General features: G+C 65.6%; 10 protein-coding genes. 3 read left to right on the top strand and 7 right to left on the bottom strand.

The features are described from left to right. Positions 1-65: 65 nt before the first annotated feature. From QVG61_RS10805 to QVG61_RS10795, 3 genes are all read right to left on the bottom strand, one after another. On the bottom strand, positions 66-2,828 hold the full coding sequence (locus QVG61_RS10805; RefSeq protein ID WP_289930648.1) for a valine--tRNA ligase: 2,763 nt from the start codon (positions 2,826-2,828) through the stop codon (positions 66-68). Positions 2,829-2,943: 115 nt separating this feature from the next. Continuing rightward, complete coding sequence (locus QVG61_RS10800; RefSeq protein WP_289930647.1) at positions 2,944-3,168, bottom strand: hypothetical protein; 225 nt, start codon at positions 3,166-3,168, stop codon at positions 2,944-2,946. A gap of 4 nt (positions 3,169-3,172) precedes the next feature. Next, entirely contained in the window at positions 3,173-3,646 is a 474-nt protein-coding gene (locus QVG61_RS10795) for a DNA polymerase III subunit chi (RefSeq protein ID WP_289930646.1), read from the bottom strand. Between the two features lie 144 nt (positions 3,647-3,790). On the opposite strand from QVG61_RS10795, the gene QVG61_RS10790 reads away from it, so the two are divergent. Together QVG61_RS10790 and clpB are read left to right on the top strand one after the other, a co-directional pair. Further along, positions 3,791-4,300, top strand: a complete 510-nt coding sequence (locus QVG61_RS10790) for a C40 family peptidase (protein WP_289930645.1) — start codon at positions 3,791-3,793, stop codon at positions 4,298-4,300. A gap of 142 nt (positions 4,301-4,442) precedes the next feature. Further along, positions 4,443-7,040, top strand: coding sequence for an ATP-dependent chaperone ClpB (gene clpB / locus QVG61_RS10785; RefSeq protein ID WP_289930644.1), 2,598 nt, complete (start codon positions 4,443-4,445; stop codon positions 7,038-7,040). A 249-nt stretch (positions 7,041-7,289) separates the two neighbouring features. Here the strand turns inward: clpB and QVG61_RS10780 are convergent, their stop codons facing one another. Together QVG61_RS10780 and QVG61_RS10775 are read right to left on the bottom strand one after the other, a co-directional pair. Continuing rightward, on the bottom strand, positions 7,290-8,381 hold the full coding sequence (locus QVG61_RS10780; RefSeq protein ID WP_289930643.1) for a cyclic nucleotide-binding domain-containing protein: 1,092 nt from the start codon (positions 8,379-8,381) through the stop codon (positions 7,290-7,292). A 45-nt stretch (positions 8,382-8,426) separates the two neighbouring features. Beyond that, positions 8,427-9,281 carry an MBL fold metallo-hydrolase gene (locus QVG61_RS10775; RefSeq protein WP_289930642.1) on the bottom strand — a complete coding sequence of 285 codons (855 nt, stop codon included), beginning with the start codon at positions 9,279-9,281 and terminating at the stop codon, positions 8,427-8,429. A gap of 389 nt (positions 9,282-9,670) precedes the next feature. Here QVG61_RS10775 and QVG61_RS10770 point away from each other — a divergent pair, with 389 nt between their 5' ends. Next, positions 9,671-10,831: an alkaline phosphatase family protein gene (locus QVG61_RS10770; RefSeq protein WP_289930641.1), complete on the top strand. Its 1,161-nt coding sequence runs from the start codon at positions 9,671-9,673 to the stop codon at positions 10,829-10,831. Positions 10,832-10,878: 47 nt separating this feature from the next. Here QVG61_RS10770 and QVG61_RS10765 read toward each other — a convergent pair whose 3' ends face one another. Further along, complete coding sequence (locus QVG61_RS10765; RefSeq protein ID WP_289930640.1) at positions 10,879-11,733, bottom strand: SDR family oxidoreductase; 855 nt, start codon at positions 11,731-11,733, stop codon at positions 10,879-10,881. A 219-nt stretch (positions 11,734-11,952) separates the two neighbouring features. Beyond that, entirely contained in the window at positions 11,953-12,612 is a 660-nt protein-coding gene (locus QVG61_RS10760; RefSeq protein WP_289930639.1) for a DUF1614 domain-containing protein, read from the bottom strand. Position 12,613: the final 1 nt, after the last annotated feature.

Below are 12,613 nucleotides of genomic sequence, written 5' to 3'. Positions count from 1 at the left end.
AGGCCGCGATACCCGCGGGTCCAGCCAGGCCATCATCCGGGGTCCTGATGCAATATCCGGGCTAGCTAGAGGGACTCGATGCGGTGCAGCTGGGCCTTAAGATCCTTGATCGCGGTGGTCAGGGCGCCCAGCTTGTGGCGTTCCTTGGCCACTACCGCCTCGGGGGCCTTTTCGACGAAGTCGCAGTTGGCGAGCTTCTTTTCGATCCGCGTCCATTCATTGCAGCTGCGTTCGATCTCCTTCTTCAGCCGTGCGATCTCGGCCTCCTTGTCGATCAGCCCGGCCATCGGGATCAGCAGTTTGGCCTTGCCGAGCAGTGCGGTGGCCGACTCCGGCGGGGTCGCGCCGGCCTCCAGCCAGGTGATGGACTCGATGCGTCCCAGGTTCAGCAGATAGTGGCGGTTGGCTTCCAGCCGGGCGCGGTCGCTCTCGCTGCCGTTTTCGATCAGTACCGGCAGCGGCTTGCGCGGGTCGATGTTCATGCCGCTGCGGATCTTGCGCACGCCGAGGATGAAGCCCATCACCCATTCCATCTCTTCCACCGCCGCGGCATCGATCAGCGAGTCGTCGGCGACGGGGAAGGGCTGGCGCATGATGGTCGGGCCTTCCACCCCGGCCAGCGGTGCAACCCGCTGCCAGATCTCCTCGGTGATGAAGGGCATCACGGGGTGGGCCAGGCGCAGGGTCGTCTCCAGGACCTGTACCAGGGTGCGGCGGGTGCCGCGGCGGGCGGCCTCGCTGCTGCCGCTGCCGGTCAGCACAGGCTTGGAGAGTTCCAGGTACCAGTCGCAGTACTCGTTCCAGATGAACTCGTAGAGCGCCTGGGCGGCGTGGTCCAGGCGGTAGTGCTCGATGGCCTCGGTGACGGCGCCGATGGTGCGTTGCAGGCGGGCGATGATCCAGCGGTCGGCGGCGGACAGCTCGACCTCGCCACCGCGCTGGCCGCAGTCCTCGGCCTCGGTGTTCATCAGTACGTAGCGGGCCGCGTTCCACAGCTTGTTGCAGAAGTTGCGGTAGCCCTCGATGCGGCCCAGGTCGAAGTTGATGTCACGGCCGGTGGAGGCCATGGCGGCGAAGGTGAAGCGCAGGGCGTCCGTGCCGAAGGCCGGGATGCCCTTGGGGAACTCCTTGCGTGTCGCCTTTTCGATCTTCCTGGCCATCTGCGGCTGCATCAGGCCGCGGGTGCGCTTCTCGATCAGGGTCTCCAGATCGATGCCGTCGATCAGGTCGATGGGGTCCAGCACATTGCCCTTGGACTTGGACATCTTCTGGCCATGGGCGTCGCGCACCAGGCCGTGGATGTAGACCTCGCGGAAGGGCACGTCGCCCATGAACTTGAGGCCCATCATGATCATCCGCGCCACCCAGAAGAAGATGATGTCGAAGCCGGTGACCAGCACACTGGTCGGGTACCAGGTCCTGAGCGCCTCGGTCTGCTGGGGCCAGCCCAGGGTCGAGAAGGGCCAGAGCGCGGAACTGAACCAGGTGTCGAGCACGTCCTCGTCCTGCTTCAGCTCGATGTCGCCGAGCCCGTGCTTCTCGCGCACCTCGTCCTCGCTGCGGCCGACATAGACATTGCCCTCGCTGTCGTACCAGGCGGGGATGCGGTGGCCCCACCAGATCTGCCGCGAAATGCACCAGTCCTGGATGTTGCGCATCCACTCGAAATAGGTGTTCTTCCAGTTGTCCGGCACGAAGCGGATGTCACCTTTCTCCACCGCCTCGATGGCCGGCTGGGCCAGGGGACCGATCTTCACGAACCACTGGTCGGTGAGGAAGGGCTCGACCACCGCCCCGGAACGATCGCCCCGTGGCACCATCAGTCGGTGGTCCTCCACCGCCTCCAGCAGGCCCAGCTCGTCCAGGTCGTGGACGATGACATCGCGCGCCTCGTAGCGGTCGAGGCCGCGGTACTTGGCCGGCACGTTCTCGTTCAGCGCGGCGTCGATGGTGAAGATGTTGATCATCGGCAGGCCGTGCCGCTGGCCCACCTCGTAGTCGTTGAAGTCGTGAGCCGGGGTGATCTTCACGCAGCCGGTGCCGAACTCGGGATCGACGTGCTCGTCGGCGACGATCGGGATCTCGCGATCGGTGAGCGGCAGCTTCACCCGCTTGCCGATCAGATCCTTGTAGCGCTCGTCGTCCGGGTGCACGGCCACCGCGGTATCGCCGAGCAGGGTCTCGGGGCGGGTGGTGGCCACCACCAGATGGCCGGAGCCGTCGGCCAGCGGATAACGCATGTGCCACAGGTGACCGGATTCCTCCTGCGAGACCACCTCCAGATCAGAGACTGCAGTGTGCAGCACCGGGTCCCAGTTGACCAGCCGCTTGCCGCGGTAGATCAGCCCCTCCTCGTGAAGCCGGACGAACACCTCGCGCACTGCTTCGGACAGGCCGTCGTCCATGGTGAAGCGCTCCCGCGACCAGTCCAGCGAGGCGCCCATGCGGCGCAGCTGACGGGTGATGGTGCCGCCGGACTCGCGTTTCCATTCCCAGACCTTGGCGATGAAGGCGGCGCGGCCGAGGTCGTGACGGCTCTTGCCCTCCGCTTCCAGCTGGCGTTCGACCACCATCTGGGTGGCGATGCCGGCATGGTCGGTGCCGGCCTGCCAGAGGGTATTGTCGCCCTTCATGCGGTGGTAGCGGATCAGGGCGTCCATGATGGTGTCCTGGAAGGCATGGCCCATGTGCAGGCTGCCGGTGACGTTCGGCGGTGGGATCATGATGCAGTAGGGCTGGCCCTCGCCACTGGGCTCGAAATAGCCGTTGTCTTCCCAGGTCTGGTACCAACGCTGTTCGATGGCGTGGGGGTTGTACGTCTTTTCCATCGCGTTCGCGGCTCCGGCAATCAGAAAAGCGGGCATTATACCCAAAGTGCCCCGGCAGCCCGGGGGATGTGGCTGGGCGGGTGCTTTTCCGGCAGTGTCACAGGCGGTCTGCCGGTCAGTCGCGACGGCTCTCGGCGAGGCTCGCCAGCAGTTCGGGCAGGCGCCGTTCGACCCGGCGCTGGATCTCCTCGGCGGCCTCGGCCAGCACCGCGGCGCTCTCCTCGGCAACCAGCGCGCGCAGTGCCGGCAGCAGTCGGGCCGCGGCCGCTTCCTCGTCCGCCCCGGCCTCGGGGGCACGGATTACGCTGTGCAGCTCGGGGATCTGGCCGTTCCCGTCCATGTCATCAGCCTTTCAGCTTGTGCGAATTGAGCGCATAGCCGCGCTCCCGGTAGAAGCTGTAGCGTTGCCGGGCCTGCTGCAGGTGCTCCGGCTGCTGGTCGACCAGCTCGGCGACCCGTTCGAAGCGGCCGAAGAACAGCGGCACCTCATGGGCATGGTTGATCAGCACCTCGTTGTGGGTCTCGGGTTCGTGATCGTGACCGAGCAGGATGGCCGTCTCTGCCGCGTCCACCTCGCCGGCCAGCCCGTGGGGCAGGAAGCTGCCCTGGCTGAAGGTCCACAGCAGTTCGTCGAGCTGGGCCGCGCTGGCCGCCGAGTCGGTGTGGATGTAGATGCGGTGACCCTGCAGGTAGGCCTTCTCTGTCAGCCGGCAGACGAGTCGGGCGCGGTCCTGCGGGCCGGCCGTGGGCAGCACGTAGAAGTCGACGCGGGTCATGGGCTCGGCGGCCTCCTCGGGCTTGGCGGGCTGGTTGGACAATGATGTCATATTCGGCCCGGCAATATTAACCCGGCAACGGTATATACCGTTGCCGGGTTAATAACAAGCCTTCCCCGGCCTGAGGCAGCCCTCAAGCCGCTGGCTGGCGCTGCCGCTGATGGGGAGAGAACAGGAGGGAGACCGATGCGACGACAGACAGGCCGGCGGCTGATCGGAGTGTCCGTGCTGGGACTGCTGCTGGCCGCCTGCGCCGGGCAGACGGTCCCGCCTGGCGCCACCCCGCCGCGGGTGGCATCCGCCGTCCCGGCGGAAGCGGCCGCGCTGTCGCCGCTGCGCCGTCAGGTGCTGGCCGAGGCCGGCCGCCAGCTCGGTGTGCCCTATCGCTACGGCGGCACCGACCGCCGTGGTTTCGACTGCAGCGGTCTGGTGTACTTCACCCATCGCCGCGCCGGCATCCGCGTCCCGCGCACCACCCGCGACCAGTTCGCCGCCGCCCGTCCGGTGCTGCTGGACCGGCTGCGCCCCGGTGATCTGCTGTTCTTCCGCATCGGCGGCAAGGGCCGGCACATCGGCATCTATGCGGGCAATGGCGAGTTCATCCATGCCCCGTCGAGCGGCAAGCGCGTCTCCCGGGCGCGGCTCGACAATCCCTACTGGCGCCGCCATCTGCTGGGGGCAGGCAGCTTCCTCTGACGTGCCCCGGCGCGCTTTCTCTTGCCGATCAATCGCTTCTGTGTCGCCTGTGGCGACGGCCCTGGCCTTGAAAAGGTTTTGCCGGCCCCCCATCTGAGAGCCAGTAACCCATTTCAACGACAAGATTCGGAGACGCGACACCATGCGAATGGACAAGCTCACCAGTAAATTCCAGATGGCGCTGGCCGACGCCCAGAGCCTGGCCGTGGGGCGGGACCATCAGTTCATCGAACCGGCCCACGTCCTGGTCGCCCTGCTCGACCAGGAGGGCGGCACCGTCCGCCACCTGCTCACCCAGGCCGACGTCAACGTCAATCTGCTGCGTTCGCAGCTGAACGAGATGCTGGACAAGCTGCCGCAGGTGTCCGGTGTGGCCGGCGAGGTGCACATCTCCAACGACCTCAACCGGCTGCTCAATCTCACCGACAAGCTGGCCCAGCAGCGCAACGACCAGTACATCTCCAGCGAGCTGTTCGTGCTCGCAGCGGTGGAGGACAAGGGGCCGCTCGGTGATCTGCTGCGCAAGGCGGGTGCCACCAAGAGCCTGATCGAGGAGGCCATCGACAAGCTGCGCGGTGGTCAGAAGGTGGACGACCCCAATGCCGAGGACCAGCGTCAGGCGCTGGAGAAATACACCATCGATCTCACCGAACGGGCCGAGCAGGGCAAGCTCGATCCGGTGATCGGCCGTGACGACGAGATCCGCCGCACTGTTCAGGTACTGCAGCGGCGCACCAAGAACAACCCGGTGCTGATCGGCGAGCCTGGCGTTGGCAAGACCGCCATCGTCGAGGGGCTGGCCCAGCGCATCGTCAACGGCGAGGTGCCCGAGGGGCTGAAGAACAAGCGTCTGCTGTCGCTGGACATGGGCGCGCTGATCGCCGGTGCCAAGTTCCGCGGCGAGTTCGAGGAGCGCCTCAAGGCGGTGCTCACCGATCTGGCCAAGCAGGAGGGGCAGATCATCCTCTTCATCGACGAATTGCATACCATGGTCGGCGCCGGCAAGGCCGAAGGCGCCATGGATGCCGGTAACATGCTCAAGCCGGCCCTGGCGCGCGGTGAGCTGCATTGCGTGGGTGCCACCACCCTGGACGAATACCGCCAGTACATCGAGAAGGATGCGGCGCTGGAACGCCGTTTCCAGAAGGTGCTGGTCGACGAGCCGAGCGTGGAGGACACCATCGCCATCCTGCGCGGCCTCAAGGAGCGTTACGAGGTGCACCACGGTGTGGAGATCACTGACCCGGCGATCGTTGCTGCAGCCACCCTCTCGCACCGCTACATCACCGACCGCAAGCTGCCGGACAAGGCCATCGACCTGGTCGACGAGGCGGCCTCGCGCATCCGCATGGAGATCGACTCCAAGCCGGAGGCGCTGGACCGGCTCGAACGGCGTCTGATCCAGCTCAAGATCGAGCGCGAGGCGCTGAAGAAGGAGACCGACGAGGCCTCCAAGAAACGCCTGGCCAGTCTGGAGGACGAGATCGCCAAGCTGGAGCGCGAGTACTCCGATCTGGAGGAGATCTGGAAGGCCGAGAAGGCCGCGGTGCAGGGCACCCATCACATCAAGGAAGAGCTGGAGCGGGCGCGCATGGAGCTGGAAACCGCCCAGCGTGCCGGTGACCTGGCGCGGGCAGGCGAGCTGCAGTACGGCAAGATCCCGGAGCTGGAGAAGCAGCTGGAGCGAGCAGCCCAGGCCGAGACCCAGGAGATGAAACTGTTGCGCAACAAGGTCACCGACGAGGAGATCGCCGAGGTGGTCTCCAAGTGGACCGGCATTCCGGTGTCCAAGATGCTCGAGGGCGAGCGCGACAAGCTGCTGCGCATGGAGGACGAGATCCGCAAGCGCGTGGTGGGCCAGGACGAGGCGGTCAAGGCCGTGTCCGATGCCATCCGCCGCTCGCGCGCCGGGCTCGCCGATCCCAACCGGCCGAACGGTTCCTTCCTGTTCCTCGGTCCGACCGGTGTCGGCAAGACCGAGCTGACCAAGGCGCTGGCCGAGTTCCTGTTCGACACCGAGGACGCCATGGTGCGCATCGACATGTCGGAGTTCATGGAGAAGCATTCGGTGGCGCGGCTGATCGGTGCCCCGCCGGGCTACGTCGGCTACGAGGAGGGCGGCTATCTGACCGAGGCGGTGCGGCGCAAGCCCTATTCGGTGATCCTGCTCGACGAGGTCGAGAAGGCCCACCCGGACGTGTTCAACGTGCTGCTGCAGGTGCTCGACGACGGTCGTCTCACGGATGGCCAGGGGCGGACCGTGGACTTCCGCAACACGGTGATCGTCATGACCTCGAATCTGGGTTCGCAGCTCATCCAGGAGATGGCGCACACCAACGACTACGAGGCGATGAAGACCGCGGTGCTGGAGATCGTTGGCCAGCACTTCCGGCCGGAGTTCATCAACCGCATCGACGAGACGGTGGTGTTCCATCCGCTGGGCCGCGAGCAGATTCGTTCGATTGCCAATATCCAGATCGACCACCTGCGGCAGCGGCTGGCCGAGCGTGAGATGCGGCTGGAGATCAGCGAGGCGGCACTCGACAGGCTGGGCGAGGCCGGATTCGATCCGGTGTACGGTGCCCGGCCGCTGAAGCGGGCCATCCAGCATCAGCTGGAGAATCCGCTGGCACAGAAGATCCTCGCCGGCGAATTCCTGCCGGGTGATGTGATCGAAGTGGAGCTGGAGGGTGGCGAGCTGGCGTTCCGCAAGGGTCGGGCCACGGAGTCCGCGGCCTGATCCCGGCATATTTCCGGCATATTGGGTGGCCGGGTCAATATCTGCGCCGCTGCCCTTGATTTATGGCAGTGTGGCTACTATGTATTAAGCATACAGTGACGATCGTGACAACGGTTGGAACTGTGTGACTCCTCCACCTGATAACGGTGACTCTGCTCACCGCCCATTCAGGCAATGCCCCGCCGCCTGGCGGGGCTTTTTTTCGTCTGCTTCCAGGTCGGCCAGCGCGTGCCGGGGCGGCACCGGCTGTCAGGCAATGGCAGCCTGGGGCGGCGGGGCCTCTTCCTCGATGCTGACCGTCTCGAAGGGCCAATCGCGGATGCCACCCTCCAGGCTGACGACATCGAACTGGTTCTGGGCCAGGATCAGGGTCGCCACCGCGCTGCGTCCGCCGGCGTGGCAGTAGACGATGTAACGTTCGTTGGGGTCCAGTTCATCCATCCGGTTGCGCAGCTCGTAGAGGGGAATGAGGATGGCGCCGGGGATGTGGTGGTCGTCGAATTCCTCGGCGTAGCGGACGTCGATCAGCTTGTAACCCGTCTCGACCATGGTTCGGGCCACGCTGGGGTGCACGGTCTTGATCAGGGGATTGCGGATGATCTCGTCGAACACCTCGTGGTTGAGCGCCAGCAAGGTGCAGTCGCTGCTGGCCACCACGGTCTCGCAGCGCTTGTTGCCCGAGATCAGTGCCTCGCAGCCGAAGGCATCGCCCTCACCGAGCTCCGCCACCTTCACCGGCTGGTCGTCGTACAGACCCATCTGGTAGGTCTCGGCCGTGCCCTTGTGGATGATGTAGTAGGCGTCGCCGTCCTCGCCCATGGTGATGATGTTCTCACCGGCCTTGACCTCCACCACCTCCATCCGCTTGAAGGCGGTCTCCACCACCTCCAGCGGCAGGCGGCGGAACACCAGGGAGTTGCGTACCAGTTCCAGGCGTTCGTGCAGCTCGGCGTCGGTCTCCTCGCTCAGGTGCACCACCTCGTCCCAGGCGATCAGGTTGTCGAGCATCTCCCGGTCGGCATGGCAGATGATGGAGTCCTGCCGGGCCAGGATGGTTGCCGTGTTCGGTTCGCTGGGCAGGATGAAGGGTCTGGAGCGGGTGTCCTGGGGACCGCAGAAGGAGCGCACCGAGCCACACTGGATGACTTCCAGCTGGCCTTCCACCACGTACAGGTAGTCGTTGGCCTTGCCGCCGCGGATCTGCAGGATCTCGCCTTCCCGCAGCTCCACGAAACGCACCACGCTGACCACTTCCGACAGGCGCTCGGGGGACAGCAGTGTGAAGGGCATGTAATGCCGGGACAGGTTGTCCAGCACGTGTTCCATCTTTTTGCTCATCATCGGGTCTTCTCCTTTGGCGCCTCTCCCGGCCGCGCGTCGATCTGTTCACAGGTAGTTCAGGGGTACCTTGAGATAGGCAATGTCGTTGTCCTCCGGCTTCGGCAGCGCGCCGGCATTGATGTTCAGTTGCAGGCTGGGAAACAGCAGCCGCGGAGCCGGCAGGCCGGCATCACGTGCCTCGATGTTGGCGACGAAACTGTCCTCGTCGATGCTCTCCGGCAGGTCGATGTTGGAGGCCTTGCTTGCACCGATACTGGTTTCGTAGAAGAAATCCCGGCCGTGTGGGTAGTCATGGCCCACGAACACCCGGGTCTCGTCGGGGAACTCGTAGAGGCGTCTCACCGAGCGGTAGAGGTCGCGTGCACTGCCATCGGGGAAGTCGCAGCGCGCCACGCCCACGTCTGGCAGGAACAGCACGTCACCGGTGAACAGCGCATCTCCGATCTGATAGGTGCAGCAGGCCGGCGTGTGGCCGGGGGTGTGCAGCACCCGCACCTTCAGGCTGCCGGCATGGATTTCGTCGCCGTCGTTCAGCAGGCGGTCGAACTGGCTGCCGTCGGTGGGGAAGCTCGCCGGCAGGTTGAAGGTTTCCTTGAAGATCGCCTGGACGCGGCGGATGTTGGCGCCGATCGCCATGGGCGCGCCGAGGCGCTGCTTTAGCGTGGCGGAGCCGCTGATGTGATCGGCGTGCACGTGGGTGTCGAAGATCCAGTGAACGTGCAGCTGCCGTTCGTGGATGGCGGCAAGCAGCCGATCCAGCGAGGCCGTGGAGGTGCGCCAGGGGGTGGTGTCCAGGTCGAGGATGGGGTCGATGACGATGGCATCACCGGTGTCTTCGTCATAGACCAGATAGGTCAGGGTCCAGGTCCGGCCGTGATCGATAAAGGCTTGAACTTGCATGACGTTGTCTGCCTCCTGCTGGTTGCGGCCGGCGGGTCCGGCCGCTGGAAATCGTCCCTGGAGGCCATAGCGGCCGTTGTCGGCAGGGCTGTATAGACACTTTTATTAGGGTATTTACTGGGGGACCCTGATCAATTGCCATAGCCAGGTTTGATCGGACAGACCCTGGAACAGAGGCACGTGTCGTGCATCGCTTCGATTCGCGGGCGTATGTTGCGACCGATCCCCGGCTCTTTTCATGAGCAGTGGTTTGCCTTCAACGGAATTGCGGTCCCCGATGGGTCCCTCGGTCCCCTTTCCCTGGCGCGGATTCCCGAACAGAATGGATGGGCTGGTGGGCAGCGGCATTACCGCGGCTGCTGCAAGAAACGCAGGAAAGGGGAAGTGCCATGCAGGGGCCGGATTACCGGGGTAGCAGCATCGTCAATCTGATGAGCAGCATTCGCGTCGGATTGGGGCTCGATGCCGGGCTCTATCCGCAACTCGAATGCCTGCCCGGTCGGGAGTTGCAGGACTGTCGCAACCTGGTGCTGCTGGTCATCGATGGACTGGGCTTCAATCACCTTCGCCAGGCGCATCCCCACAGCCGCCTCGCTGCCGGATTGCGCGTTGCCCTGAGTTCGGTCTTTCCGAGCACCACTGCCAGTGCGGTGACCAGCCTGTTCACCGGCGTCGGTCCCCAGCAGCACGCCATCAGCGGCTGGTTCATGTGGCTGCGCGAGCTGGGCATGGTGACCAGCATCCTGCCTTTCCGCAGCCGGGCCGGCGGACTGGACCTGGCCGCCGCCGGCTTCGAGCCCGGGCGCCTGCTCGGTGCGCCGCCGCTGTTCGATCGCCTGCCGGTGGATAGCGCGATAATCACCGAGGCCTGGATCGCCGATTCACCCTTCAGCCGCGCCACCGCCGGGAGAACGCCACGCATCGGCTATCAGCAGCCGGCGGTCCTCTTCGAGCGCCTGTTGCAGCGCCTGCATGGCGGCCGTGGCCGGCAGTTCACCTATGCCTACTGGTCGGAATTCGATGCCATGGCCCACCGTGAGGGGGTGGCGAGCCGGGCATGCGCCGAGCTGCTGACGGAGTTCGACCGCCTGTTTGCAGAATTCCTTGCTGCCTGTGCCGGCAGCGACACCCGGGTTCTGGTGGTGGCGGATCACGGCTTCATCGACTCCGGCCCGGCGCACTATCTGTTGCTGGAGGACCATCCGCAGCTCGCCGAATGCCTGGCCCTGCCACTGTGCGGCGAGCCACGCGCCGCCTACTGCTACGTGCGTCCCGGGCGGGAGGCGGCCTTCGAGCGTTATGTCGCTGACGTCCTGGACAGCTACTGCGAGCTGCGCCGGGCCGAGGATCTCATCGAGCGGGGCTGGTTCGGCCTGGGTGAGCCGCATCCGCAACTGGCGCGGCGCGTCGGCGACTATGTGCTGCTGATGAAGGGGCGCCACGTGATCAAGGACTATCTGTCTGGCGAGAAGCCGTTCTTCTTCACGGGGGTGCATAGCGGCCTCAGCGAGGACGAGATGCGGGTGCCGCTGATCGTCGCCGACGCCTGAGGTGGTGGCTTTGCCCTGAGCATCGAATCCTTGGTGCAACATCCGGGTCAGGCGCGATGCTCGCCGCGCGACACGCCCAGCAGCACGCGGTCCAGGGCGCGGCTGCCGAGCAGCCGCTTGAGCGTGCCGAACAGCCAGGTGGGGAAGGTCACGTAGTAGCGCGGTCTGGGACGGGGGCTTTCCAGGGCATGGAGCAGTTTCTTCAGCACCGCATCGGGGCCAAGGGTGAAGGGGGCCGCCGGTCCCGGCCGGGTGAGGCGTCGCACCATGGCGGCATAGCGCTCACGATGCACGCTGTGCTCGGCATCGATGTGACGCCGGAACATCGCGTAGGCATGCTCGCGAAAGCGGCTCTCGATGGGGCCGGGCTCGATCAGCACGCAGTGGATGCCGCTGCCGGCCAGTTCCAGCCGCAGGGTGTCGTAGAGGCCCTCCAGGGCGTACTTGCTGGCATTGTAGGCCCCTCGGTAGGGCAGGGCGACGAAGCCCAGCACCGAGCTGTTCTGCACGATGCGCCCCTGTCCCTGGGCGCGCATCAGCGGGATGATCCGGTTGGTCAGTTCCAGGGTGCCAAAGACGTTGCTCTCGAACTGGGCGCGCAGCGTTGCCCGGCTCAGGTCCTCCACTGCCCCCGGCTGGCCGTAGCCGGCGTTGTTGAACAGGGCGTCGAGGCGGCCGCCGCTGCGTTCCAGCACCAGGTCCACCGCCGCAGCGATGGAGGCGCTGTCGTCCAGGTCCAGTGGTAGCGCCTCCAGGCCTTCGTCCTTCAGCCGCTGCACGTCTTCCGCCTTGCGCGCCCCGGCGAATACCCGCCAGCCGCGCTTTTGCAGGCCGTGGGCGCAGTGGTGGCCGATGCCGCTGGAGCAGCCGGTGATGAGGATGCTTTTCCGGTCTTGGTTCATGGGTTCGCAATGATAGCCACGGAACCCACGGAAAACACGGAAAAGGACTTGGCTTTCACGACGCCGCGTGAAGCGTGCGCGTCGCAATAAACAAGTCCGTGTTTTCCGTGGATTTCGTGGCTATTTCTTTTGTTGAGGTGTCGATATTGGGTACGTCGCCACGCTCCTTTGCCCAATCTGCGTGTTCAGCTGCCTCCCGGGTTCCGTGGCTATCCCCGCTCAGGCGAGGAGGACTGCGACGATGCCGGTGATGAAGATGCCGTCGAAGGTGCCGGCGCCGCCGATGCTGACCACCGGGGTGCCGAGGTGGCGCACGTCCTTCATGTGCAGCAGGTCGGCGCCGATCAGCACGCCCAGGGTGCCGGCGACGTAGGCCAGCGGCGGGCTCATTGCCGGGTTGATGAGCAGGGCGGCGAGGGCCGCGGTGATGGGCGCGAGCAGCGCCGGCATGGCGATGCCGAGACCGGGGATGGGCCGGCTGAAGGCATAGCTTACGGCGCTGACCAGGAGGATGCCGAGCAGCGCCTGGGAGAGCGGCAAGGGGTGATGGCTGAGCAGGTAGAGGGAGAAGGCCACAGGGATCACGCAGCCGCCGATGTTGATGGCGATCAGGGTCTGGCCGCTGAAGGGTTGCGGCGGCTGGCGCAGCAGGCCACGCAGGTAGGGCGGGATCTGGCCGGGCTCGGAGGGTTCGGCCCTGACCCGGGCCAGCGGCAGGTTGATGCCGCTGCCGAACAGCGAGGCGAGCAGCAGCAGGAAACCGGTGTTGGGGGAGAGGCCGAGCTTCTCGAAGGCGATCGACAGCAGGCCGATCTGGATCAGTGCCATGAGCACGATCAGCAGGGTGATGAAGGCAATGAAGTAGGCGGGGGAGAACATC

The organism is Thiohalobacter sp. IOR34, from assembly GCF_030406045.1.
Classification (GTDB): Bacteria; Pseudomonadota; Gammaproteobacteria; order Thiohalobacterales; family Thiohalobacteraceae.
The sequence above is the reverse complement of the archived record's forward strand: the minus strand, read 5'-3'. Positions and strand labels throughout refer to the sequence as shown.